A 25027-nucleotide genomic window follows, 5' to 3' on the forward strand; every position below is an offset into this window, starting at 1 on the left:
TGTTTATCAAAAGGAGCAAATCATGACACTAAACATCGCCATCATGGGTGCGTCAGGTCGCATGGGACGTATGCTTGTCCAATCCACCCTTGAAAATGCCAAAACCAATCTTTCGGGGGCTTTTGTGCGTTCGGTATCTAGCTTGATTGGGGTGGATGCTGGTGAGTTTGTTGGTATGGGTAAATGTGGTGTGGCACTCTCCACGCTTGATTTGTCAGGTGTGGATGTACTTATTGATTTTAGTTTACCCGATGCCCTAGACGAAGTGTTACAAGCGTGTATCAATCATAAAGTACCACTTGTTATGGGAGTAACAGGGTTAAGCGAAGCCCAAGAAGCCAAGCTTTATGAGGCAAGTAAACTCATTCCTATTGTCTATGCGGGCAACTATTCTACGGGCGTAAATTTATCCCTAAACCTACTTACTACCACCGCCAAAGTTTTGGGACTTGATGCTGATGTTGAGATTGTGGAGCATCATCACAAACACAAACTGGATGCTCCGTCTGGTACAGCACTCATGATGGCAAATGCGGTGGCGACCGCTCGTGGTCAATCACTCAAAACATCAGCCGTCTATGGGCGACACGGTCAAGCCAAACGTGGTGAGGGGCAGATTGGCATTCATGCAGTACGTGGTGGTGAGATTGTGGGTGAGCATACGGTTGAGTTTATCATGAATGGTGAAATCATTGAGATTACACATAAAGCCCAAAGTCGCATGACATTTGCTAATGGGGCGGTGCGTGCAGGGATTTGGCTTGCCAAGCAACCTGTGGGAATGTACGATATGCAGGACGTGCTTGGTTTGAAATGATTTGATTATTTATGCCACCATATGATAAGTGTGGTGGCATGTTTTTTTGATGATAATTTTATGAAAAAATCTTTTCTTATCGTTTTGCTCTCTTTGTCTGTACTGACACACGCCCAAGACCAAAAAATCTATGTCATACACACTTATGGCGACCCTGCCATTTTAGACATCGTCCAAGACGAGCTTGGAGATAGGGGCGTGGCACGACTGTATCAAGACAGACTCATCATCAAGTCAACCTATGATGATTATATGCGTGTGTCGGCATTGGTTAATCAAATAGATGTTGCTCCCCAACCTTTAACGGTGTCATTGGCACTTGACAATAAAACCACCCAAAGCAATCAAGGTGGTTATGTCAATGTAGGTATTTCTCGGCAAGTTTGGGTTAATGGGCAATATCATAACGCTCAAAGCCAAAGTGCATCTACCCAAAATTATACCGTCTCAACCTTGTCAGGTTCGCCTGTGTCTATCGGTCAAAGCACGCTTATGGGGTTGGCAAATTGGCAAACTTACCAACGATATGGCAGACTGTGGGCAAATTTTGGGACGACTTGGGTGGCGTTGAATGATGGTTTTTCTGCCAAAGCAACCATCATGCCAAACGGTCAAATCCGCATTAATGTCAGCCAATCTACTCGCACAGGTGATTTACAAACCCAAAACTTATCCAGCGACATCATGGTCTCTCGTGGACAATGGGTAAAAATTGGTGAACTACGCACTGACAATGCCACAACTGGTAGTTATGGTACACGTCAGTACACTCAAACCATGCCAATTTGGATAAGGGTGGATTAAAACGGATAAAGTATCCATATATTGTAATATATTGTAAAATAACGCTTATTGATAAGTATTTTCTGTTTTTTTATCCAAAAACACTTGTAACGTTTCACCAAATGTGGTTTAATATACACGTTTTTATCATTTAACTTTAACTTGCCCAACCACATACCTAAGTCTGTGGTTTTTCGCTACATCTGATGTAGTGTGGGCGATATGTATCGGAGACTTTCCATGCCACAATCTCAATTCAACGTAACCGTTGCTGACCAAGCTGCTGCTGACGCCCTTGTTGCCAAGACCGAAGGTGTTGCAGGCGTTAAATTCGTTAACGTAAACCTTGATAAAGGCACTGTTGTTGTAACTCACGGTGACGACTTTGACGAAAATGCTTTTAAAGCAGCTGCAGGCATCTAAGCCATGCTATTAAGAGAAGCATCCAGTTTGGGTGCTTTTTTTATTTTAGGGCGAGCGAGCATAACGACCGCCAATCACATGAATCACGCCAAGCATTTCTAATTCCAACAAGCCTGCCAAGAGGTTGCCTATGTCTGTTTGAGCCACCAACATCAAAGAATCCAAATCGGTAGGGGTGTTGGTTAGGGCATCAAAGATGGTTTGTAGGTGTGTTGGTATTTGGTTTTGGGTTGATATGGTTTTGGGCTGACTGGCGGGTAAATTGGGCGTTGGTGGTGTGATTTTTACCACGTCATCAGACATGATGGTTTGCAAATCTTCTATGATTTGACTGGGATGGTAGATGAGCGTTGCTCCTTCTCGTATGAGGTGGTGGCAACCTTCGGCATTGGCATTATCAATGCTACTTGGGACAGCAAAAACCTGCTTGCCCTGCTCAGCAGTAAGTCTGGCAGTAATGAGTGAGCCACTTTGTAGAGTGGCTTCGGTAACAACGGTGGCGAGCGATAAACCAGCAACAAGCCGATTGCGTCTTGGGAAGTTGTGCTGTGTGGCAGGCGTGGCGGGCAGTAGTTCGCTTACCAGTACACCGCCATCAGCGATGATTTGGGCGTAGAGTGCGTGGTGGTTTTTGGGGTAGCACACATCAATGCCTGTCCCCATGACACCCACGGTGCGTCCTGTCTCTGGGGCGGTCAAAGCCCCCATGTGGGCAGATTTATCAACCCCAATTGCCAAACCACTAGTAACAGTAAAGCCTTGGTAGGCAAGGTATTGAGCCATGTCAAAGGTGATTTTTTGGGCGTGTGCGGTGGGATTTCGGCTACCTACGATGGCGATTTGGGAGTCGCTTAGGCGTTTGACATTGCCTTGATAAAAAAGCACAGGTGGTGGGTCGTAAAGTTCAAGCAGTTGGTGTGGGTATGATTCATCATCCACAAACAAGGTATCGTAGATGCCACGCTGACGGTCATTTTCTACTTTTGCCACAAATGCCAGCACATCATCACCATCTAGTGAACGAGCAATGTGGGCTTTGTGAATATTGAGTGTTTGCCAGTCATCGTGCTGACATAGGGCAGATTTGACATCACCATAATGAGTGATGAGTTTATAAAATGCGGTCAATGAGGTGTTGACCACATACCACAAAGCGAGGGTGGCAGATTTTTTGTCTAAATGCTCGTAAATTTTCATAAAAGTAATGGAAAAAATTGCCAATACATCGTACTGGCAATTTTGCTATAAGGATTAAAGATAGGGCGGTGCAAGCAGTTGGTCGCCTTCGCTGATGGGCATATCAGAAGATAGGACATAGGCATAGCTGATGTTGTCAAATACTTTAAAGACAAGGACTTGACCTGATTTTTCATTGGGCAAACGAATGGGCGTGTTATTGTTTTTGTGGTCAAGGATTAATGCACCTTTTTGATAAACATCTAACACATGACCTGTTCTAGCACCTTGTTTGGCACCAATATTGATGGCGATAACACCATTTCTGCCTGTTGTGTTCATGTCGCCCATGACACGAGCAACTGTACCGCCACGAGTGATTTCGGCAGGAGCGGGATAGAAAGTTTCTGGTGTTTGGGCATCAAACTCAACAAACACTCGGTCGCCTTCATGGACAACGGTATCAAATACTTGGGTTAGTTGTATGCTAGTAACGCCATTGGCTGCGATGTCAGTAACGATACCACGAGCCACTTGAATGGCTTCTAGCCCAACCACTTGATTGGTTCTGGTGTCTACATAAGGGTTGGATTTGTGATAAATACCATAGGTTTGACCCAGGTTAAGACCAGTACCTTTGACATAAATCTTGTCACCTGTGGCGGTAAGTAAGTTGCCTTTTTTAGAGGCGATTACATAGGGTGTGCCCTCAAAGTCAGCAGGATTGACAATGATGGCACGGTCAAGCCAATGACGAATGGTTGATAGCGGTATTGGGTCAATGCTACCACGTGTTGGATTGACTTTGATGGGGGCGGAGGTTGCCTCCATGTTTCTTTCAATGCCTGCACAACCTTCGCCTGTGTCCACGCCCACCAAAGTTTTGCCTTTGATGATACACATGATTAATACATCATTTGGATAAATCAAATGAGGGTTTTTAAGTTGTTTGTTTACCGCCCAAATCTCACGCCATCTGTGGGGAGCGTTTAGGTATTTACCAGAAATACCCCAAAGTGTGTCGCCTTTTTTGACGATATAGCGGTTAGGAGCATCTGCTTTAATGGTGGGTGGGGGGTTGCCCGCAAAAGTAGCGGTTGAACCTGCCAAAACAAGCCCAGCAACAATCGCTTTTAAAGTGTGTTTCATCATATTTTTCCTTCATCAATAAGCCGTTTGGGGCTGTTTGTCTATGCATAAGAAAACTATGCTTAGCATACCACAAAACTGGGCAAATTTTAAGCCCCAAAAGGGGTTTGTGGTAAAAATATTCCGATAAAAGTCTAAATTTTTAGAGAGTTATCAAGAATATTGGTTGGATTTTATGATGCTTTTTACAAACAAAATCAATGACAAATCATTAATCATTTGTTGGTATTTAATTAAAATAACATTTATTAATTTTAATGAAACCATATTGTCAAAAAGCCATTCTCTTTTTTTAAGAAAATGGCTTTTTTTAATTATAATTTGGCTTTTTAATTATAACTTAACTTTTTGTTCAATTAATTCTTTCACAAGCTCGGCTTTATTATCAAGCACCACCACTCTTTGTGGCAAGCCCTCAATGTCTTTGGTATGCTCTGGTCTTTTTATCTCAATTTGTCCGACTGCCTCAACAATCGTATCGCTAAATTTGACAGGTAGGGCGGTCTCGGTAACCACGATGGTTTCACTCGGCAATCTAACCTCTCGTGCGACTTTGATACCGTCAGCAGTATGAGGGTCAATTAGGTCATTATCACTTTCATAAACCGCTTTAATGGTGGCAATTCTATCAGCGTGGGTAGATTTACCAGACACAAAGCCGTATTTATTTTGAGCATCATTTAAAAGATGAGATAAATCAAAGCCCTGACCGCTATTCACATCATTCCATAATTCATTTAATTTTTGGCTATCTTTACCAACCAATAAATAAATAAAGCGTTCAAAATTAGAAGCCTTTGAAATATCCATTGATGGGCTTGATGTTACATAAGTCTGGCTTGCCTTTCTTGGAATGTATTTACCTGTTTTAAAAAATTCATCTAAGACATCATTTTCATTGGTAGCGACAATCAATCGCTCAATCGGTAATCCCATTTCTTTGGCAATATGACCTGCACAAACATTACCAAAATTACCAGACGGCACACAAAAGCTCACTTTTTGGTTATTATTATCGGTGGCATTAAAATAGCCTTTAATATAATAAACGATTTGGGCAAGAATACGACCCCAGTTAATAGAATTGACCGTACCCAAACTGTATTTTTCTTTAAATGCTTTATCTTGTTGCAGAGCCTTGACAATATCTTGACAGTCATCAAACATTCCTTCAATGGCGATATTGTGAATATTATCGTCCATTAAACTATACATTTGAGCCCGTTGAAATTCACTCATTTTACCGTGTGGCGACATCATAAAGACTTCAATATTTTTTTTACCACGCAAGGCATATTCGGCAGCAGAGCCTGTATCGCCAGAAGTTGCTCCAATGATGGTCAGTCTTTGTCCTTTTTTAGCCAGCACATATTCAAAAGCATTACCCAAAAATTGCATTGCCATATCTTTAAAAGCAAGGGTAGGTCCATTAGACAACTCTAAGATTTTTATCCCATCTTTTAGCGAACGCACAGGCGTAATGTCATCACTATTAAATACCGCTTTGGTATAGGTTTTATCAATTAACGCTTTTAAATCATCTTTATCAATGTCGGTAGCAAATAAAGACATCACTTCAAATGCCAAATCAGGATAATTTAAGCCACGCCACTTATCCAAAGTCGCTTTATCAATTTGTGGATAGCTTTCTGGAAGCATTAAACCGCCATCAGGTGCAAGCCCCATCAAAAGAACTTCGCTAAATGGCATTTTTGGCGTGTTACCACGAGTGCTGATATATTGCATAATTGTTACCTTTAAAAAATTAACTCGTCAGGTGCATATAATGCACCAGTGAATTTATTTGGTGCGTAATACACACCTTACGGTTATTGAAATTTAATGAATTAAGAATAATTCTTCTTCGCTCATTTGCCAATCATCAGACAATTTAAAACTTCCTTTACCTTGATATAATCCAAATTGGCGTTTACTACTATTATTAACTTGACTTTCTTGATTTTTAATTTGGTAATCAAGCATTACCAAATCAATATAATCAAAAATAGATTGTTGTTTTTGAACAGGTAACGCTTGTATATGCTGTATTGCCTGTTCAATCGTTGTGGTTGCAACCAAATTCATTATTTCACTCCTTGATTGAACTTTTTGTAATAGTGCATAATAAACTTCCCGTTACTACATCATTATTAAGTAGCAAATATCAAACAACCAATCTTTTGTTTGGATTGATTAAGATGGTGTGGATTAAAGGTGTTGTTAAAATTTACCACAAATGATGTGTTGTGTACTGACATCAGATATCTTTTGGCTTGTTGTGAGTTTTGCCTATATTGTCAAGTTTGCCCCCAAAAGTCAAGAAAAAGCGTGCTAGGGCGGTGATTTTTTGTAAAAATGGCTAAAATTTGGGCGGTTTGGGGATTTTGTTTACTTAAACGTTGCTAAAACCTTGATTATTCTTTAAAATAGTACAATTTTGATAAGCAAAAGAGCCATACTGTGAGTGAACTCATTTTACCAACCTTATCCGATGACTTGACTGCCTTGACAGCAGAGGATTTTGCCCAATTTGGTGATGCGGTGATTGTGCTGATAAATCAAGCCAATGACCAAAATACCCTTGCCCAACTACGCAGTAACCTGCAAGGCAAAAAATCGCCCACCACCGCCTTGTCCAAACAAATGGGCAAACTTGATGGTGAGGGCAAAAAAACCTATGGGGCGTACCTGCATGAGTTACGCACTCGCATTGCTACCGCCCTTGATGAGCGTGGCGACATTTTGGCAAAACAAGCTCTAAACGCCAAACTGCTTGCCGAACAAATTGACATCACGCTCCCCCCACGCCACCGTCCCACAGGCGGACTACACCCCATCACGCACACCACACAGCGTATGAAACAGTTTTTTGTACAAGCAGGGTTTAGCGTGGCGACAGGTCCTGAGGTGGAGAGTGATTATTATAACTTTGAGGCACTCAATATCCCAAGCCATCACCCCGCCCGTGCCATGCATGACACTTTTTATTTTGATGCTCATTATCTACTGCGTACACACACCTCTGGCGTGCAGATTCGCACGATGGAAAAATCAGAGCCACCACTTCGTATCATCTGCCCGGGTCGTGTCTATCGCTGTGATAGCGATCAGACGCACTCGCCCATGTTTCATCAAATGGAAGGCTTGATGATTAGCAAATCATCAAATTTTGCCGAACTCAAAGGTGTGATTCATGAGTTTTTGAATGCCTTTTTTGGTAAAGAGATGACCGTGCGTTTTCGCCCCAGTTTTTTCCCTTTTACCGAGCCGTCTGCGGAGGTGGATATTTTGTCTGACAATGGTAAATGGCTAGAAGTGTTAGGCTGTGGCATGGTTCACCCCCAAGTGCTACGCAACTGTGGCATTGACCCTGACGAATACACAGGCTTTGCCTTTGGGCTTGGGATTGAACGCTTTGCCATGCTGTATTATGGCATTGATGATTTGCGAGTATTTTTCCAAAATGATGTGAGATTTTTGGGGCAGTTTGCTTAATGATTAGGGAGGGCAGTCATGCTACAAAGTTATCAAGCAGTCATCGAGCAAGGTCAATTAAAATGGCTAGATGCACCACCGCAAGTGCAAAATGCTCGTTTGATTGTTACGCTTTTGCCTGATGATTTGGCATTTAACCAATCTGAAACCTATGATTTAAATAAAAAAGGTGAAAGACGATTTGGTTTTATGCAGGGGCAAGGTGCTTTTCCTGATGACATCAACAAATATGATGATGAAGTAGCGAAGCTTTTTGGTGTAGAATAATGTATTTATTAGATACACACATTATTGTATGGCTTGCCAGAGAGCCTCATAAACTTGATGAACGCATTAAAACATTGCTGTTGCAGAAAAATGCTCGCATTTATTTTAGTGCGGTCAATTTGTGGGAAATTGCCATTAAAAATGCGTTAGGTAAAAAAGATTTTAATATCGATGTTGAATTGTTGTATCAACAATTGATTGAAAATCAATATTTACAATTGCCTGTTTTATCAAAACATTGTTATCCAATCAAAAATTTACCCCTACATCATAAAGACCCTTTTGATAGAATGTTAATCGCCCAAGCAATTAGTGAAAATCTTACATTGATTACCGAAGACCATTATATTTTACAATATCCGCATGTAAAAATTTTTTAAAAACAGTTAATTTTGAGAAACTTATGAAAATCAGCGAAAACTGGCTTAGACAATGGGTCAATCCTGCCAACACCTCTGCCGAGCTTGGCGAGCAACTCACCATGCTTGGGTTAGAATTAGATGATATTATTCCCATTGCTCCCGATTTTAGTGGCGTGGTGGTCGGTCAAGTCATCACTTGTGATAAACACCCCGATGCCGATAAACTCTCCGTGACTACTGTCAATGTTGGTGCAGATGCTCCTTTACAAATCGTCTGTGGAGCAACCAATGTGCGAGTAGGATTAAAAGTAGCAGTAGCGACTGTTGGGGCGGTATTACCCCCCATTGATGGTAAAGAATTTAAAATCAAAAAAGGCAAACTGCGTGGTGTAGAGAGTCAAGGCATGCTGTGCGGTGCGTCCGAGCTTGGACTCATTGATGAGATTGATGGACTGTTGGAGCTTGATGATGATGCACCGATTGGCGTGAATGTGCGTGAATATTTGGGATTGGACGGTCAGATTTTTGATGTGGCAATTACCCCCAATCGTGGCGATTGTTTGAGCGTATTGGGTTTGGCTCGTGAGATTGGCGTGATTAATGGCTTATCCCTAAACCGCCCAGAAATCACCACCACCGCCCCCACGCTGGATAAAGCGGTAGCGGTCAAAGTAGAAAACCCCACCGCCTGCCCACGCTATCTGGCTCAGTACATCGGAGACATTGACCGCACCATCAAGACCCCAAAATGGCTAAAAGATAACCTTGTCGCAAGCGGACTTCGCACCCATAATTTTTTGGTAGATGTTACCAATTTTATCTTATTAGAACTGGGTCAACCGCTACATGCCTTTGATGCTGACAAAATTGTCGGCGGTATCACGGTGCGTCTTGCCCATGCAGGCGAGACGGTGGAACTCCTAAACGAACAAACCATTACCCTAAGCGGTGACGAGCTTGTCATTGCCGATGACGTGGGCGTGCTTGCTCTGGCGGGGATTATGGGCGGGGCTCGCTCGGCGGTTACTGATGAGACGGTAAACATCGTGCTAGAATCTGCTCATTTTAATCAGCTTGCCATCGCAGGACGAGCCAGACGCTTTGGCTTGCACACGGATGCCAGTGCCAGATTTGAACGAGGGGTAGATTTTGAATTACCCAAAATCGCCCTAGACCGTGCCACAACATTGATTGCAAGTATTGCTGGCGGACAAGTGGGACAAATTACCCTAGCGAAGAGTGTGGCAGATTTACCAAAACGCAACACCATCAGTGTGCCATTTGCCAAAGTAGAAAAACTGCTTGGCATTAGCCTGCCAAGCGATGAGATTATGGAGCTATTAGACCGCCTAGAAATCTATACCACCTTTGACGGCACGGCATTTACCTGCCAGCCCCCAAGTCACCGTTTTGACCTTAATATCAGCGAAGACATCATTGAAGAGATTGCTCGTGTACATGGCTATGCCAATATCGCCCCACGCCTGCCCGAATTTGCGGTAGATATGAGCTATGATGATACGGCGGATTTGACACATATGCTCAAACTGACCCTCGCCAAACAAGGCTATTTTGAGGCGGTGAGTTTTAGTTTTTGTGATGAAAAATTAGAAAAACTGCTTCACGATGACAAACTGGGCGAGATATTACCTCTTGCCAATCCCATCTCATCAGAGCTTGCGGTGATGAGACGTACCTTGTTATCAAGCCTACTACCCATTGTTGGTCACAACCTAAACCGTCAGCAGGCAGATGTGCGGCTGTTTGAAGTGGGTTTGTCGTTTGTGGGTAAAGATGTGGCAAGCCTTGCTCAAACCCCAAGCCTTGCTATTATTGCCACAGGACGAGCAACTAACAGCATTCATGGCGTGCGTGATGTGGATTTTTATGACCTAAAAGCCGACATTGAGAGTCTTTTGCCTGCTCATATCGTGCCAAGCTATGAGCGTGCGGATTTGGCGTTTTTGCATTCAGGGCAAAGTGCCTATTTGGTGGTAAATGGTGAAAAAGTGGGTTACTTTGGACAGCTTCACCCCAGTATTGCAAGCGTGCTTGATTTGCCGATTGTGTGGGTGGCTCAATTTGAGCTTGATAAACTCATCAACTTGCACCGCACCATGTCAGCGGTTAAACTGCCAAGTAAATTCCCAAGTGTTCGCCGTGATTTGGCGTTCTTTGTGGATGAATCTTTGACATGGCAAGAAGTTGCTGATACCGTGCGTGCGTGTGCAGGCGAGTATCTGACAGATGTAACGCTCTTTGATGTCTATACAGGTGATAAACTGCCAGAGGGCAAAAAATCGTTTGCCTTTACCATGACGCTTGAAAACCGCTCGGCTACTTTGTCTGATGATGAGATTAAGGCACTCATGGATAAAGTGGCGATTGCTTTGATGAATGAATTTAATGCCAAACTTCGTGATAGCTAGGATTGTTCCAGCCAACACTAAAAAACAAAACTAGGAGACAACATGACAACACTTACCAAAGCAGATATGGTCAATCACCTGACCATTCGTCTGCGTATGAGTCGCCAAGACGCACGCCTGTTGGTGGACAAATTTTTTGATGAAATGAGCCAAACGCTCGCCTCTGGCACCGAAGTTAAATTATCAGGTTTTGGCAATTTTGAACTTAAAAACAAAAAATCCCGCCCCGGTCGCAACCCTAAAACAGGCGAAGTCGTCCCTGTCAATGCTCGCCGAGTCGTTACCTTCAAGGCGGGACAAAAGCTTAGGAGTGAAATCAAACCCTAAAATTTGTAAAAAACTACAAAAAAGACTTGCATTGTGGCAAAATCGTGCTATAATATCCGCCATATTTAGCACGGTGAAATGGGTGAGTGGCTGAAACCGCACCCCTGCTAAGGGTGTATACGGGAGACTGTATCGAGGGTTCGAATCCCTCTTTCACCGCCATTTATTTTTATCTTAATGATAAAATAATGTGAAAAAGGCTTGACATACTGATAAAATCCTGTATAATAGCCCACCACAACATTAGTTGTTTTGCACCCGTAGCTCAGTTGGATAGAGCACTTGGCTACGAACTAAGGGGTCGGGAGTTCGAATCTCTCCGGGTGCGCCATATAATAAAACCCAAAACTTAATAAGTTTTGGGTTTTTTATTTTCAAAACTCCGACCAGACACGTCCGTGTGATAAATTTGGGTTTTTTGCCATTTTTTAGGTTTATTTGTGTTACAATAAATAAATTTTTCATCAATTACTATCATGTCAAAAAACACGCCCCAATCAACCACACCTCCTCATCAACACCCCACAACCAACGATTCAGAGACGCTTGTCATTGCCAAGCCTGTGGTGCGTCTTATGGCAGTTGTGTATGATGGCATGCTGATTTTGGCAAGTTTGTTTTTGGTGGGGACGATTTTGTCGGTGGTGGGGACAATTTTGCTCATGGACGTGGGTGAGACCGCCCAACAAGCAAAAAGATTGCCTTTGTGGTATCAAAACGGTGTGATGACACCTGCTTTTGTGCTGACGCTTGTGGGTTTTTATGGGTTGTTTTGGCGAAAATCAGGGCAGACACTTGGTATGCAGACGTGGCGATTGCAGACAGTAACGAGTGGTGGTCAGCTTTTGACGTGGGGGCAAAGTTTTCGTAGGATTTTTAGTGCGTGCCTACTTCCGCTACTATGTGCGACTGTTGGTGGGGTGCTACATGGTTCACGTTTGTCTATTTTGATGAGTGCATTTTTGGGGTTTTTGTGTAATTATCTGTTTTGTATATTGAACCGTCAAGGCTTATCCGCCCATGACATCATGTCAAATACCATGACACTCAAAATTCCCAAACATCAACACGCAAGTATTTTTGAACGATTTAAACGCAAATAACTCAAAATAAATAAAAGCCCATTTACCAAGCGATAAATGGGCTTTTTATGGGGTGAATTACTGGGGATTTACCACAACATTTTGGCTACCTTGAATGATGATTTCGGCAGGACCATCAACAGTAAAGCGAGTTTCATTTGGACTCATGTTTTGACTATTGATATAATCATCATAAGCACCAGTACAGCCCACACAACGTTTTAGGTCTTCCCAAGGTTGGCGAACAAGCAAGTTGGCAGAGCTTTCTGCACTGCCCGATGCCAACGAAAATGGCAAACCAATCAAGTGAATGGCGGTGCCAGTTACAGCTTTTACAACTTGAAATGGCTTAACCAAAGCCACATCGGCTGCTACGGTGGCGTAGGTCGGTCCAAAGTCTGCTTCATCAACTTCAACGGCAGCGTGAGCCTGAGTACCGATGATGGCGGTTGCAAGTAGGGCAATAAGAGTGTGTTTGATTTTCATAATAAATCCTTAGCAGGTGTACCACCAAATTTTGGCGACAATTTTACACTAATATAAACAATTTTATCAATCTTGGCAAGATAATTTGCTAAAAAAGGCTTGGGCGGTGTGTTTTTCCGACAAAATACCATCAGGATTCATGGTTTGGTATGGTTGGTTTGACCAAAGTTTTTGCCATAAGCAATCCAAATTCAAACAAAATACACATTGGTATGGCAAGCATGAGCATGCTGGCTCCGTCTGGGGGTGTGATGATGGCGGATACAAAAAAACAACCCACAATGATGTATCTGCGTTTATCGGCGAGCCATTGGGGACTGACGATTTTCATCAGTACCAATAATAAAGTAGCAACTGGGATTTCAAACATAAGCCCAAATACCAAAAATAGCTTAACAACAAAATCAAGATAGCTATCAATATCGGTCATGGGCAGGACGTTATCAGGGGCAAATAACACCAAAAATTTAAGGGCTGGAATCAGAACGACAAAATAAGCAAATGCCACGCCCACATAAAATAAAATAATGGCTGATAATAATAGGGGAATGACGGTTTTTTTTTCGTGTTTGTAAAGTGCAGGTGAAATAAAGCCCCAAAGCTGACCGATGATGAGAGGTACACAAATAAAAATCGCCACAAAAAAGGCGAGTTTGATGGGGGCTAAAAACCCAGAAGTTACTTGAGTGGCGATAAGGCTGGCGTTGTTTGGTAAAAGGGACACCAACGGATTGGAGATGATGTCATATAATGGGCGACTAAAATACATCAAGGGCAAAAACACCACCAAAATACCCATAAGTATGCGGATAAAGCGTGTGCGTAACTCGGCAAAATGTGCCATGAGTGGCATATCGCCGTCTTTATCTGTTTTGGGGGTGGGTAGATGATTCATTTGTTTGTTTGGTATAAAAGTTGGTCTGCTTTATAATTGGGCATAAAAGGGGCGGGTGGTAGGCGACGTTTTTTGTCGTAATCGCCAAGCAGAAAAAATTGGTTGGTCATGGGTAGGGTAGGTGTGTCGCCATTTTGTGTGTTTTGCCAATCTGATAGCAGGGCATTTTGGCTGGTACGTGCTTCATGCTCGGCTTGTTCAATCTTGGTTTGCAATTCTTGTACTTGAGCCCTCATTTTGGCTTCGGAAGCACGAATTTCAGCAATTTGGGCTTGTAATTCATTTTGCAATTCGGTGAGTTCAAGCTCGCTCACAAGCTCACTTTGTAGTCGTGCAGACATACGGCGAAACTGACCGTACCATTTGCCGAGTGTGCGTGCAGTGATGATGAGTTTTTCAGGACCTAAAATGATAAGTGCGATGATGCCAAACAGTCCTAGCTCAAACAACCCAAGATTAAACATGGTGGATTAAATCAAACCGTTTCATCTTTTTTGACTTTAACTTCTTCAACTTTGATTTCTTGAGCTTGGCTAAGAGCGGGCTTTTCTTCGTCTTTGACGGCATCTTTGAAGCCTTTGACGGCTTGCCCTATATCTTTACCTGCATTTTTAAGTTTGCTTGTGCCAAAAATGACCACTACCACCACCAATAGGATTAGCCAATGTGCGACTGAAAAACTGCCCATAATTTACCTTTCAAAATCAATAAACAATATCTCTAAATCCACAATTTTGATTTATCAATAATAGGTTTGTTCTGATTGTATTGTTCTATTATTTTAGAATCAATCAGTGGATTGTACAGAGAACAAGATGAGAGAGTATTAGTTTAACATAAAAACCCAATAAAGTAATCTAAAATTAATCTGTTTGTATGGGGGTTCGGCTTAATTTTTCATCAATACCAGACAATCCAAAACGCCGTGCCAACTCATTTAACACATCATTGCTAGATAATCCTAAGTGATGTAATGCCACAAGGCTATGAAACCACACGTCTGCAACCTCATATACCAAGTCTGCTTTGGCATCTGTGTCGTTGTCGCCACGACTGCGTACTAGTTCTAGCTCTTTGGCGGAAATGATGGTTTCGGTGGCTTCTTCGCCGACTTTTTCTAGGATTTTGTTGAGTCCTTTGTGGTAGAGGCTGGCGACATAAGAGCTGTCTTTGTTGGCAGATTTACGTTCGGTGAGAATTTTATCAAGTTCACCCAAAATATGGCTTTGGGTTGGTTTGGGTTGGGTGTGAGAGCTTGGGTTGTTTTGTCCATAAATCTCATCTGGGTCTTTGATGACAGGGGCAACTGACACCCAATCTTGTGCTTGTGTGTCTAGGCGTTCATAAAAGCAGGATTGGCGACCTGTATGACAAGCGATGCCACCGATTTGGGTGATGTGTAGCACAATGACATCTTTGTCGCAATCGGTATAAATGTCGTGGACGATTTGGGTGTGTCCACTGGTTTCACCTTTGTGCCACAACTTGCCACGAGAGCGACTAAAATACACTGCATGACCTGTTTTGACCGTCAGCTCAATCGCTTCACGGTTTTGCCATGCCATCATCAAAATCTGCCCTGTATCACGGTCTTGGGCAATGGCAGGAATTAGTCCGTCTTTGTCAAATTTTAGGGTGTCAAGATAACTCATCATCAGCTCCAAATTTTTGGTTATTGTAGCATAAAATGAGGCGTTTAGGTTTTTAAATGATTAAAAACTCATCAACAAATACCCCATTTTATCAACATAGAAACGATCATTGGCAACTGTTAAATTTTGATGGATTAATTGACAACTTATCAAACTCATTGGGGTTAAATATAAATTATGATTCATGTGATGATGTTTGATATGCCAATGCCTTTTTATTTGATTTAAAGTATAGGGAAATTATTTTAAAAAATAATTTATCTTTGTCATTTTTTAATAAAATTAGTTAAATGGTATTGGTAAGGGTTGATAAGGGGTTGTGATTTTATTTATTATCCCCAATGAATGGGATTGCCTGTTTCAATGGATGCTTTGGCAACCTTGATTAAGGGCGTAACAATATAAGTAAAATCTTCAGAAATTAAAACTTGTTCTTTATTAACAATAAACTCACTTTTTGATTTATCAACAATACCATAATGACAATGAAAATTTTTGCCAGTTTTAATATCGGTAAATATAAACTGATTATTACCTAATTTTTCTTGATAAAAATGCAAACTTTCAAAAACAAGATAATCTTGACTATCGCCAATAAAAAACCCACGATTGCCAAGATAAAAATAATAAGTTGGTTTTGAAGTCAAAATAAAAAGTGTTTGAGTATTGATGTGCGTATGGGTAATATAGTCATCTTTTCCTACTTCTTTTAAAACGATTTTTTCGCTGGTGTCTTTTCGGTTTTGAATGTGGGTTAATTCTTGTAGTAAATTTTTTGCCAAATGAGCTGGTACTGTTCCGCCATTCACAGTTGGTAAATATTGGTGTAAAGTAGGGTAAATATTTGAATGATTGGCAACAAATTGGCGAAATTCGCTCATTGCCGAAATATTGCCAATCCATTCGTTTACCAAATACATTCCCCTGTGCTCACAGCCATTTTCAAGCCAATCATAATAAAAATCGTTTTCTATCTTGATTACTTTGTCTTTATTATTTTTTATGTCATTTGGCAAACATAGGGTTAAACCATCTTCATCATAATCATAACAAATATAATCGGCAAAATAAGGGCGTGGAATTTTACCGTCTTGAAAACAGCGACAATGTACAAAAGCATTATATCCCATTTTTATCCTTATATTTTTTGGTGGTAAGGTGCGTACAACGCACCAGTTTTACTACCTACTTTCTCGCACCCATAAAAAATGAATATTTTCATCTTTATCTATCCAAAATGTCAATTTGGATAATTCGTCAATCGGGTCTTGTATTTGGTCTAAAATAGCACTTCTAAATTTTTCTCGGTTTAATTCAAAGGTGTAAATTTTATCAACTTCATTTAGTTTTTCTAGTTGCCCATTTAAAATTTGTTGTAACAAATGATGATTGTTGGTTTGATTTTCTGCATTTTGAATTTCTTGAATGGCTTCATTGATGTGATTGCTTAATTTTAATGGGTAACCTTCCTTAAATCTATAATAATCAAACCAAGTGGGTAATGATTGCAAAAAGTTTTCACAAGATTTAAGAATAAGATAAATGTTGGTTTCTAAATCAAAACGATAGCAATTCATTTGACAATAAATAACATAACCATCTGGATAATGTGTTATCTCATTGTAGCAATATAGTTTTAAAAAACTTTCTGAAAGATGGAGTTCTGGTTTCTTAAAATGCTGAGTAACTTTTGTAATATCAATCATCGTTATTCCTATAAATAAAACCCCAAACACCAACCGATATTTGGGGCTTATTTTATCAACCAATCAACTTCTTCAACAATTCATTGACTTGTGCTGGATTGGCTTTTCCTTTACTGGCTTTCATTACTTGTCCGACCAGTCCATTAAAGGCTTTTTCTTTTCCGCCTTTATATTCGTCCACCATTGCTTGATTATTAGCAAGGACTTCTTTAATAATCGCCTCAATCGCCCCTGTATCGGTTTCTTGTTTTAAACCTTTTTCATTGATAATCTCATCGGCACTTTTATCAGATTCCCAAAGATAATTAAAGACTTCTTTGGCGATTTTACCGCTAATGGTATTATCCAAAATACGAAGAATTAAGCCTGCCAAGCGTTCGGCATTGATGGGAGATTTATCAATGGTCAGTTCGTTTTTATTGAGTGAACCCAATAAATCGCCCATAATCCAGTTAGCCCCGATTTTGGCATTATTTTTACCAACTTTTTCTACCACTTCTAAGAAATAATCGGACAATTCACGACTGCCATTTAATACATTGGCGTCATAGTTGGATAAGCCAAATTCACTTACAAAGCGTTCTTTTCGCACACTTGGCAATTCTGGCATTTTATCTTTAATGCTTTGCAACGACTCATCAGAAATAATGACAGGCAATAGGTCAGGGCAAGGAAAATAGCGATAGTCATTGGCTTCTTCTTTGGTTCGCATTGCCCGTGTTTCATCTTTTTGGGGGTCATACAGGCGAGTGGCTTGCACGACTTGTCCGCCGTCCTCAATCAAGTCAATTTGGCGTTCAATCTCTGATTTAATCGCCCGTTCAATAAAGCGAAATGAGTTTAGATTTTTGAGTTCACAGCGAGTGCCAAAGGGGGTGTTTGGCTTATGCACCGAGACATTGATGTCGGCACGAAATGAGCCTTCCGCCATAATCGCATCGCTAATGCCAAGCCAAGTAACCAGCTCGTGAATGGTCTTGACATAGGCGACCGCTTCGTCCGCCGAGTGAATGTCTGGCTCTGAAACAATCTCAATGAGCGGTGTGCCAGCACGGTTTAAATCCACGCCTGTCATCTGGGGGACGGCATCGTGTACCGATTTGCCAGCGTCCTCTTCTAGGTGGGCACGGGTGATACCGATTCGTTTGGTGTATTCATCTTTTTGCCCTGCGTTCACCAAAATGTCAATATAGCCCTCGCCCACGATGGGGTGTGCCATCTGGCTGGTTTGATAGCCTTTGGGTAAGTCTGGATAGAAGTAGTTTTTGCGGTCAAAGGCGTTCATTTGACCGATTTTGGCATTCACACCCAAGCCAAATTTGACCGCCTTTTCAACAACCTCGGCATTCAAAACTGGCAACACCCCCGGCATTGCAAGGTCAATGATATTGGCCTGTGTGTTGGGTTCTTGCCCAAATTCGGTACTGGCAGGGGAGAAAATTTTGGTGGCGGTATTTAATTGGCAATGGATTTCAATGCCGATGACAACTTCATAGCCGTCAATAAGTAAGTTTGGGGTAGTCATAATGGGTCTCTTTATTTTAAGTTAATTGATTTACGCCTTGTGTTTTGGATAATTTTTTATCAAATGTCCAAAACGGATAATTGTGATGATTGGTATTGGCAAAAATTAAATAATCAGAAAAATCTGCTGTGCCATTTTTAAATAAATTTAAAGCGGTTTCAAAATGATTGGCTTTTTCCAAAATAAAGCTATCATTATTATTTAAAATTTCTAAAATAACAATAACCTGCTCTTTATTAAAATCATAACTGCTTTCTAATACCCATATCAGTTCTATTTGCACCATTTGACTGATATAGATATGGGTTTCATTTTTTAATAAATTTTTGACAAGGTTAATTTGTTTTTGGGCGGACGGTTCATCAACAAACAATCTTACCAAAATATTGGTATCAACTGCTATCATAATTGACCGCCACGCATTTTGATTGCCTTATCCATATCTTCAATGCTTACGGATTTATCAGATTTTAATACACCAAAAAAATCATCAAATGCTCCCTTGCTTTGGGTAACGGTTAGGCTTGCATTTGCATCTTGGCTGTTTTCGTCTAGCCAATCATTAAAATCCATTTCATCATCAAAATCGTCTGGAATATAAAAAGGTTTTGCACCGCCAATTTTTTGATAAGCAGGCGGTAATTTTTCTGTGTCTTTACCATAATCATTGATAAAGTTAAAAAAATAGCGTGCCACATTTTCTTTGCCAATTTTATCGGTAAAATTTTGATAAACACTGTCGCTTATTTGAAAAGAAAATGAAAGGGTTTGCATAATGTTTTCCTTTTAAATCATATAAAGATTTAGATTGGGATATTGCTCAATTTTTTCATCAGCCGTCATTAAAATAAGGTTTTCACTCATTGCTTGGGCGATTAACATTCTATCAAAAGGGTCTTTATGGATTAAGGGTAAATCTTTGACCGCTAAGGTGTGATAAGCGTTAATGTCAAGTTGCTTGTAATTTCTTTCCAATAACGATTGATAAAATAAATTTGGCTCTATGATTTCTTTTTGAGCATCGCCTTTTTTGTGTTTGATAGACATTTCCCAAATATTAACCACACTAAACCAAATCTTATTTTGTGGGTTTAACAAAATACTTTTGGCTTCTTTATTTAACTTTTCGTGATTTTGAATAAGCCATAAAGCGATGTGCGTATCTAGCAAATAATTCATTGGCTAAAATCCGTCATTTCATCATCAAAATTCTCTGGAATTTTAAATGGCACAACACCGCCCAAACGATGATAAGCAGGCGGATATATCTCATCGTTGCGAGAAAATTCGCTGATGAAATTTTTAAAATATAATGCCAAATTATCTGTACCAATTTTTTTGACAAAATCTTGGTATTCATTGTCGTTTACTTCAAAGCTAATCGTTTGCATAATACTTTCCTTAAAACTCAAGCCTTAATTCTTGCCATTGTATAGGCACTCACAAACTCGCCATTTCTAAATGCAAAAGCTTTGTGTTCGCCTTCAATGACAAAGCCAAATTTTTGATATAGGCTAATGGCTTTGTCATTATCGGTATAGACAGTTAATTCCACCCTTTTTAAATTAAGCCAATTATCCGCCAAATCAATGATGGTCGTCATTAACGCCTTGCCAATACCTTGCCCTTGAAATTCATCAGAGACTGCAATGACAAAATTACCAATATGCTTTCGCCGTTCATTGGTTTCAATTCTTAGAGCAATATTGCCAACAACAATGTCGGTATCGTCTTTTTGGATAATCGCTACAAAAGAATGGACATTATCAGGAATATTGCTAAGCCACTTTTTCCAATTATCGTTTGATTGGCTTGGCAAGTGCAAAGTTTGAGCAAAAACACTAGGATTGCTATACAGTTTTTGCATTCCGTCTGAATGTTTTTGTTCGGTGCGGACAATATGAATACTCATTGTTATTCCTAAGTATATAATTGATAATATTTCATCAATTTATCATCAAGTGTCAATAAAGCTAATTGATGGGTTTTTGCCGTTGCCAAAATTAGGGCGTCTGGCAATTTAATTTTATACCTTTGGCGAATGGCGATTGCTTCATCGCGAATAGGATTATCAAGTGGATATTGTGTGAATTGGTTGGCAATGTATTTTAATTGCTCACAAGTTTCATTATCCACGCCATAAAAACCAATAAACTCAATATAAGTAATGACGCTGATGGCACATTGAGATAAATAAACCCCTTTTTGTGATAATAAATTAAAACTTTCAGGTGTTTGTTTTTGTAAACCAATCAGCGCACAAGTATCAAGCAAATATTTACCACTCATCACGCATTGCTCTTTGATATGCCACAGGGTCAATGCCATTAAATGCTTCTATGGGCGGTTGTTTTTTAAAAAAGTCGGTTAATAACACATCGTCTTTTTTATTTTCACTCGCCCATTTTTCAATCAACTCTATAACGCTTAATTGCTCACTTTGAGCTTTGGCGATAACCAGCTGTTCAATATGGGGTGGCAGTTCTATTAACATCATTACTCCTTAGATGCCATTATGAAGTAGTATTAAATTTTTATCATTTTCTACTAATACACAATAACCAATCAATGTATCTAATTGAGCCAATAACTCATCACGACATACGGTGATTTTTTCATAATCGCCTTTAAAATTATCATTGCCCACAATTGTAAAATAACTGCCTGTTAAAATAAACTGATCAGGGGTATTGGCAAATACCGCTCGCCAAGCGATGATTAAGTTTTTAAAGGGTGTAATCAGCGATTGATTAAACCCTGTAATGCCATAATAACACAGTCCTTGAATGGGCTGTTCTGTATCACAGTGAGCTAGGGCGGTTATCCAGTTTAAGCTATCCATTAGATATTGAATAATGTCATCGTGGATAGTTGCTTTATTGGGATTGTCATTATGTATAAAAGTGTCGCCATTATTGGCAATCACCGTAAAATAATGGGTTAATCCGCTCATTTTTAATTAGCCCTTTTTAGCTTTTAGCGATTGGCGATAATTCTTTATGAAACGCTGTCGCCCCTTGATAGGCGTGTGTGGCGTTTAATAGGGTATTTTCCGCCCAATGTTTGCCAATCAGTTGCAAGCCCACAGGCAAACCGCCGACAAAGCCCACAGGATGCGACAAACTTGGCAAACCTGCCAAATTAACCCCAATGGTATAAACATCGCCCAAATAAATTTCGGCAGGGGTCAAACTTGCCCCAATCGGATAGGCGGTGGTCGGAGCGGTGGGCGTGGCAATCAGGTCGCAACTTTCAAAGGCTTTTAAAAAGTCGTTTAACACCAGACGGCGTACCTTTTGAGCCTTGACATAATAGGCATCAAAATAGCCTGCCGATAGGGCATAAGTTCCCATCAAGATACGGCGTTGCACTTCTGCCCCAAAACCTTCACTGCGTGAACGAGTGTACAAATCTTGCAAATCCTTGGGGTTTTCACAGCGATAACCATAACGCACGCCATCAAATCTTGACAAATTGGAGCTGGCTTCGGCAGGGGCAAGCAGATAATAAGTGGCAAGGGTAATTTTGGGGTCGGTCAAATTGATGTCCACCAGTGTCGCCCCAAGTTCCACATAGGTTTGTAGGGATTTTTCAATGACGGCTTTGACTTCATTGTTTAAGCCTTCGCCAAAATACTCTTTTGGCACGCCAACTCTTAGCCCTGTAAGCGGTTTGTCGCCATCTATTTTATCTAATTCGCCAAGCCAGTTTGGCACATCTTTGTTTACGCTTGTACTGTCTTTGGGGTCATAGCCACTCATCGCCTGCAATAGATAGGCACAGTCTTGTGCTGTTCGCCCAAATACCCCTGCTTGGTCAAAGCTGGACGCATAGGCAATCATACCAAAACGGCTAACACGCCCATAAGTTGGCTTAATGCCTGTAATGCCACAAAATGAAGCTGGCTGACGAATAGACCCACCTGTATCCGAGCCAGTAGCAACAGGCACAAGACCGCTTGCGACCGCCGCCGCCGAGCCACCTGATGAACCACCAGAGACACGACTTAAATCATAGGGGTTATGCACCGCCCCAAAGTAGGAGCTTTCATTGTCCGACCCCATAGCAAATTCGTCCATATTAAGCTTACCAAGCGAAATAAACCCAGCATTGGCAATATTTTCCACCAAAGTGGCATTGTAAGGGGCGACAAAGTTTGAGAGCATTTTTGAACCACAAGTGGTCAAAACGCCTTGTGTGCAAAGGTTGTCTTTGTGAGCCATTGGCACGCCAAGTAGGGGGCGAGTGTCGCCCTTAGCACGCAACTCATCGGCAAGGCGAGCCTCTTTTAATGCCAATTCAGGCGTTACGGTAATAAAGCTGTTGATATCTTTATCCAGCGTGTCAATCCGCTTTAAAAAATGCTCTGTCAGCTCCACCGAGCTAAATTGTTTGTTTTGTAAGCCGTCAGCGATTTCACGGACGGATAGGGTGTGGAGTTGGGTCATTTTGTTTTCTCTGATTTTAAAATTTACGGTTTAAATTTTGGGTTGTTGGGATTTTGCCACAACTTGTCAAATTCACTTTGGCTAATTTCGGTGTTAATAAATTCATCATTATCATCATCACAACCTAACACATCATCAATCGTGGTGTTATAAAGCCAAGTTTCATCAATTCCTTCTTGGTTGGTGTGGTCAGCGTACAAGATTTTGCCTGATGTAAACACTTCAATGCGTTGCACTTCATCGCCCTTATCATCAAAAGATGAATAGTAAAGGCTTGGAAACTCATCGTCATCATCGTGTAGCCATTCGGTTTTGATGTATCGCATTTATTACTCCAAAATTAGAAAATGACGATTATTCAATCACTTGTGGCACAAGGTATAATCCGTCCTGCACGGCAGGGGCAATCGCTTGATTTAATTCACGATTGACCGCCAAACCATTTAAATCCACCACATCAGGGCGAAGCACTTGCACGCCATCGTGGACATTGGTCAAAGGCTTGATGTCATCGGTATCCACAGACGATAACACTTCCATCATTGATAAAATCTTGCCAATGCTATCGGCATAAGCACAGCACTGAGTTTCGTCCACCGCAAGGCGAGACAGATTGGCGATTTTGGCAAGTTCTTGGGGGGATAGGCTCATCATTATTTCCTAAAAATAAGTATTCAAATCGCCCCATTCTATCATATTTTGGGTGGATACGCACGGCAAACGATGAGGGAAAATTGCCCAAAAAACTTGCTAAATTGATAAAATTTGGTAACGCTTTGTAAAAATGACATGATTTTTTAACAATTTTGCCATTATGGTGCATTTTGTTGCAAAATCGCCATGATTTTTTTTTTATAAATGGTATAATTTATGGCAATTTTGTAAATATTGGCATTTGTATGATTTTTAACCAGATAATTTTTAAAAAAGTTATGATGAATGCCTGACCTGATTGGAACATGAACTCATGAATTTGCTTAGATTTTTATCCACCAACATTGCCATTGATTTGGGCACGGCAAACACGTTGATTTATTCACCCGGCAAGGGCATTGTCCTTGATGAGCCGACTGTTGTAGCACTTCGCAATAACCGCTCCCAAAATCAAACGGTGGCAGCAGTGGGTCTAGATGCCAAGCAAATGCTGGGTCGTACTCCTGAAAATATCACTGCCATTCGTCCCTTACGAGATGGCGTAATTGCTGATTTTGAAGTAACTCAGCACATGCTCAAAGAGTTTATTAAAAAGGTCAAAGTCAAACGCTTTTTGGCTGACCCCAATGTCGTGGTCTGTGTACCATGCAAATCTACTTTGGTAGAACGCCGTGCCATCGAGGAGGCGGTACGTTCTGCTGGGGCAGGTAGTGTACATCTGTTGGAAGAGCCGATGGCGGCGGCGATTGGGGCAGGATTGCCTGTGCATGAGGCGGGCGGCTCTATGGTGGTTGATATTGGTGGTGGTACGACTGAGATTGCGGTGATTGCGTTGTCTGGCTGTGTATACAAAGAGTCTTTGCGTATTGGTGGTGATGTCTTTGACGAAGATGTTATCAATCATGTTCGTAAAAATCATGGCTGTTATATTGGTGAAACCACCGCCGAGCGTATCAAGATTGAGGTTGGTTCTGCCATTTATGATGAAAAAGAACTGGGTAAATTAGAAGTAGAAGTGCGTGGGCGTAGCATGGCAGAGGGTATGCCTCACACATTTACCGTCAATGCCAAAGAAATCCAAGAAGCATTGGCAGAGTCGGTGGCGGTGATTGTTGCTGGTGTCAAAGAGGCATTGGAGCAAACCCCACCAGAGCTATCATCAGACATTGCTGAACATGGCATTGTTTTGACAGGTGGTGGTGCGATGCTTCGTGGGCTTGATAAGCTCATCTCAAAAGAAACAGGTTTGCCTGTATTTGTTGCCGAAGATCCCTTGACTTGTGTGTCTCGTGGTGGTGGTAAGGCACTTGATTTTATTCATGACAAATCACTTAACATGGTATTTGTTTGA

General features: G+C 41.1%; 33 protein-coding genes and 2 tRNA genes. 12 read left to right on the top strand and 23 right to left on the bottom strand.

The genetic code is table 11. The features are described 5' to 3' along the window. Positions 1-22 precede the first annotated feature (22 nt). The 3 genes from dapB (at position 23) to MOB01S_RS03600 (ending at position 2023) form a co-directional block, all read left to right on the top strand. Entirely contained in the window at positions 23-817 is a 795-nt protein-coding gene (dapB, locus tag MOB01S_RS03590; RefSeq protein ID WP_066801747.1) for a 4-hydroxy-tetrahydrodipicolinate reductase, read from the top strand. A gap of 60 nt (positions 818-877) precedes the next feature. Continuing rightward, positions 878-1621, top strand: coding sequence for a hypothetical protein (locus tag MOB01S_RS03595; RefSeq protein ID WP_157073884.1), 744 nt, complete (start codon positions 878-880; stop codon positions 1619-1621). A 219-nt stretch (positions 1622-1840) separates the two neighbouring features. Then, positions 1841-2023, top strand: coding sequence for a hypothetical protein (locus MOB01S_RS03600; RefSeq protein ID WP_066801751.1), 183 nt, complete (start codon positions 1841-1843; stop codon positions 2021-2023). A 45-nt stretch (positions 2024-2068) separates the two neighbouring features. Here MOB01S_RS03600 and dprA read toward each other — a convergent pair whose 3' ends face one another. The 4 genes from dprA to MOB01S_RS03620 form a co-directional block, all read right to left on the bottom strand. Further along, positions 2069-3220 carry a DNA-processing protein DprA gene (dprA, locus tag MOB01S_RS03605; protein ID WP_066801754.1) on the bottom strand — a complete coding sequence of 384 codons (1152 nt, stop codon included), beginning with the start codon at positions 3218-3220 and terminating at the stop codon, positions 2069-2071. Between the two features lie 54 nt (positions 3221-3274). Continuing rightward, positions 3275-4348 carry a LysM peptidoglycan-binding domain-containing protein gene (locus MOB01S_RS03610; RefSeq protein ID WP_066801756.1) on the bottom strand — a complete coding sequence of 358 codons (1074 nt, stop codon included), beginning with the start codon at positions 4346-4348 and terminating at the stop codon, positions 3275-3277. Positions 4349-4681: 333 nt separating this feature from the next. Next, positions 4682-6094: a threonine synthase gene (gene thrC, locus MOB01S_RS03615; protein WP_066801758.1), complete on the bottom strand. Its 1413-nt coding sequence runs from the start codon at positions 6092-6094 to the stop codon at positions 4682-4684. 93 nt (positions 6095-6187) lie between these two features. Then, positions 6188-6433, bottom strand: coding sequence for a hypothetical protein (locus tag MOB01S_RS03620; RefSeq protein ID WP_066801760.1), 246 nt, complete (start codon positions 6431-6433; stop codon positions 6188-6190). A 411-nt stretch (positions 6434-6844) separates the two neighbouring features. Between MOB01S_RS03620 and pheS the strand changes: the two genes are divergently transcribed. The 8 genes from pheS (at position 6845) to MOB01S_RS03660 (ending at position 12331) form a co-directional block, all read left to right on the top strand. Further along, on the top strand, positions 6845-7843 hold the full coding sequence (gene pheS / locus MOB01S_RS03625; protein ID WP_439646417.1) for a phenylalanine--tRNA ligase subunit alpha: 999 nt from the start codon (positions 6845-6847) through the stop codon (positions 7841-7843). Between the two features lie 18 nt (positions 7844-7861). Then, positions 7862-8110 carry a hypothetical protein gene (locus MOB01S_RS03630; RefSeq protein WP_066801764.1) on the top strand — a complete coding sequence of 83 codons (249 nt, stop codon included), beginning with the start codon at positions 7862-7864 and terminating at the stop codon, positions 8108-8110. After that, positions 8110-8490: a type II toxin-antitoxin system VapC family toxin gene (locus MOB01S_RS03635; RefSeq protein WP_066801766.1), complete on the top strand. Its 381-nt coding sequence runs from the start codon at positions 8110-8112 to the stop codon at positions 8488-8490. Before MOB01S_RS03630 ends, MOB01S_RS03635 begins: the two co-directional genes overlap by 1 nt. A gap of 23 nt (positions 8491-8513) precedes the next feature. After that, positions 8514-10901: a phenylalanine--tRNA ligase subunit beta gene (pheT, locus tag MOB01S_RS03640; RefSeq protein WP_066801768.1), complete on the top strand. Its 2388-nt coding sequence runs from the start codon at positions 8514-8516 to the stop codon at positions 10899-10901. 42 nt (positions 10902-10943) lie between these two features. After that, positions 10944-11228, top strand: coding sequence for an integration host factor subunit alpha (locus MOB01S_RS03645; protein ID WP_066801770.1), 285 nt, complete (start codon positions 10944-10946; stop codon positions 11226-11228). A gap of 72 nt (positions 11229-11300) precedes the next feature. Beyond that, positions 11301-11390 (top strand) — tRNA-Ser (locus MOB01S_RS03650). A 92-nt stretch (positions 11391-11482) separates the two neighbouring features. Continuing rightward, a tRNA-Arg gene (locus MOB01S_RS03655) sits at positions 11483-11559 on the top strand. Between the two features lie 145 nt (positions 11560-11704). Next, positions 11705-12331 carry an RDD family protein gene (locus MOB01S_RS03660; protein WP_169798116.1) on the top strand — a complete coding sequence of 209 codons (627 nt, stop codon included), beginning with the start codon at positions 11705-11707 and terminating at the stop codon, positions 12329-12331. A gap of 57 nt (positions 12332-12388) precedes the next feature. Here MOB01S_RS03660 and MOB01S_RS03665 read toward each other — a convergent pair whose 3' ends face one another. The 19 genes from MOB01S_RS03665 to gatC all read right to left on the bottom strand — a co-directional run bounded on the left by MOB01S_RS03665 (position 12389) and on the right by gatC (position 23673). Continuing rightward, positions 12389-12796, bottom strand: coding sequence for a hypothetical protein (locus tag MOB01S_RS03665; protein ID WP_066801771.1), 408 nt, complete (start codon positions 12794-12796; stop codon positions 12389-12391). Positions 12797-12926: 130 nt separating this feature from the next. Next, positions 12927-13691 (bottom strand): twin-arginine translocase subunit TatC, encoded by a 765-nt coding sequence (tatC, locus tag MOB01S_RS03670; RefSeq protein ID WP_066801772.1) that lies wholly within the window; start codon positions 13689-13691, stop codon positions 12927-12929. Continuing rightward, on the bottom strand, positions 13688-14155 hold the full coding sequence (locus MOB01S_RS03675; RefSeq protein ID WP_066801773.1) for a Sec-independent protein translocase subunit TatA/TatB: 468 nt from the start codon (positions 14153-14155) through the stop codon (positions 13688-13690). The genes tatC and MOB01S_RS03675 overlap by 4 nt, the downstream gene beginning before the upstream one ends. 11 nt (positions 14156-14166) lie before the next feature. Next, positions 14167-14379 carry a Sec-independent protein translocase subunit TatA gene (tatA, locus tag MOB01S_RS03680; protein WP_066801774.1) on the bottom strand — a complete coding sequence of 71 codons (213 nt, stop codon included), beginning with the start codon at positions 14377-14379 and terminating at the stop codon, positions 14167-14169. Positions 14380-14554: 175 nt separating this feature from the next. Further along, entirely contained in the window at positions 14555-15343 is a 789-nt protein-coding gene (gene hisIE / locus MOB01S_RS03685) for a bifunctional phosphoribosyl-AMP cyclohydrolase/phosphoribosyl-ATP diphosphatase HisIE (RefSeq protein WP_439646416.1), read from the bottom strand. 332 nt (positions 15344-15675) lie between these two features. After that, positions 15676-16473 (bottom strand): hypothetical protein, encoded by a 798-nt coding sequence (locus tag MOB01S_RS03690; RefSeq protein ID WP_066801777.1) that lies wholly within the window; start codon positions 16471-16473, stop codon positions 15676-15678. Positions 16474-16524: 51 nt separating this feature from the next. Next, positions 16525-17049, bottom strand: coding sequence for a hypothetical protein (locus MOB01S_RS03695; RefSeq protein WP_066801779.1), 525 nt, complete (start codon positions 17047-17049; stop codon positions 16525-16527). 55 nt (positions 17050-17104) lie between these two features. Next, positions 17105-18574 carry an Asp-tRNA(Asn)/Glu-tRNA(Gln) amidotransferase subunit GatB gene (gene gatB, locus MOB01S_RS03700; protein WP_066801781.1) on the bottom strand — a complete coding sequence of 490 codons (1470 nt, stop codon included), beginning with the start codon at positions 18572-18574 and terminating at the stop codon, positions 17105-17107. Positions 18575-18590: 16 nt separating this feature from the next. Beyond that, positions 18591-18980: a type II toxin-antitoxin system VapC family toxin gene (locus tag MOB01S_RS03705; protein ID WP_066801782.1), complete on the bottom strand. Its 390-nt coding sequence runs from the start codon at positions 18978-18980 to the stop codon at positions 18591-18593. Beyond that, on the bottom strand, positions 18977-19348 hold the full coding sequence (locus MOB01S_RS03710) for a hypothetical protein (RefSeq protein ID WP_066801783.1): 372 nt from the start codon (positions 19346-19348) through the stop codon (positions 18977-18979). Before MOB01S_RS03710 ends, MOB01S_RS03705 begins: the two co-directional genes overlap by 4 nt. 12 nt (positions 19349-19360) lie before the next feature. Further along, complete coding sequence (locus MOB01S_RS03715) at positions 19361-19753, bottom strand: type II toxin-antitoxin system VapC family toxin (RefSeq protein WP_066801784.1); 393 nt, start codon at positions 19751-19753, stop codon at positions 19361-19363. Further along, positions 19750-19965: a hypothetical protein gene (locus tag MOB01S_RS03720; protein ID WP_066801785.1), complete on the bottom strand. Its 216-nt coding sequence runs from the start codon at positions 19963-19965 to the stop codon at positions 19750-19752. Before MOB01S_RS03720 ends, MOB01S_RS03715 begins: the two co-directional genes overlap by 4 nt. Positions 19966-19982: 17 nt before the next feature. Continuing rightward, entirely contained in the window at positions 19983-20486 is a 504-nt protein-coding gene (locus MOB01S_RS03725) for a GNAT family N-acetyltransferase (protein WP_066801786.1), read from the bottom strand. Positions 20487-20494: 8 nt separating this feature from the next. After that, a complete protein-coding gene (locus tag MOB01S_RS03730) occupies positions 20495-20902 on the bottom strand; it encodes a type II toxin-antitoxin system VapC family toxin (protein ID WP_084349604.1) in 408 nt (135 codons plus the stop codon). After that, entirely contained in the window at positions 20853-21068 is a 216-nt protein-coding gene (locus MOB01S_RS03735) for a hypothetical protein (protein WP_066801794.1), read from the bottom strand. Before MOB01S_RS03735 ends, MOB01S_RS03730 begins: the two co-directional genes overlap by 50 nt. 9 nt (positions 21069-21077) lie before the next feature. Beyond that, on the bottom strand, positions 21078-21527 hold the full coding sequence (locus MOB01S_RS03740) for a hypothetical protein (RefSeq protein ID WP_066801795.1): 450 nt from the start codon (positions 21525-21527) through the stop codon (positions 21078-21080). A gap of 16 nt (positions 21528-21543) precedes the next feature. Then, the gene (gene gatA, locus MOB01S_RS03745) at positions 21544-23022 is read right to left on the bottom strand and encodes an Asp-tRNA(Asn)/Glu-tRNA(Gln) amidotransferase subunit GatA (RefSeq protein ID WP_066801798.1); all 1479 of its coding nucleotides are present in this window, start codon (positions 23020-23022) and stop codon (positions 21544-21546) included. A 23-nt stretch (positions 23023-23045) separates the two neighbouring features. Further along, positions 23046-23348, bottom strand: a complete 303-nt coding sequence (locus MOB01S_RS03750; protein WP_066801800.1) for a DUF6881 domain-containing protein — start codon at positions 23346-23348, stop codon at positions 23046-23048. Between the two features lie 28 nt (positions 23349-23376). Beyond that, on the bottom strand, positions 23377-23673 hold the full coding sequence (gene gatC, locus MOB01S_RS03755; RefSeq protein WP_084349605.1) for an Asp-tRNA(Asn)/Glu-tRNA(Gln) amidotransferase subunit GatC: 297 nt from the start codon (positions 23671-23673) through the stop codon (positions 23377-23379). A gap of 316 nt (positions 23674-23989) precedes the next feature. On the opposite strand from gatC, the gene MOB01S_RS03760 reads away from it, so the two are divergent. Beyond that, positions 23990-25027: a rod shape-determining protein gene (locus MOB01S_RS03760; protein WP_066801802.1), complete on the top strand. Its 1038-nt coding sequence runs from the start codon at positions 23990-23992 to the stop codon at positions 25025-25027.

The sequence above is a fragment of the Moraxella oblonga NBRC 102422 genome, assembly GCF_001598275.1.
GTDB lineage: Bacteria > Pseudomonadota > Gammaproteobacteria > Pseudomonadales > Moraxellaceae > Moraxella > Moraxella oblonga.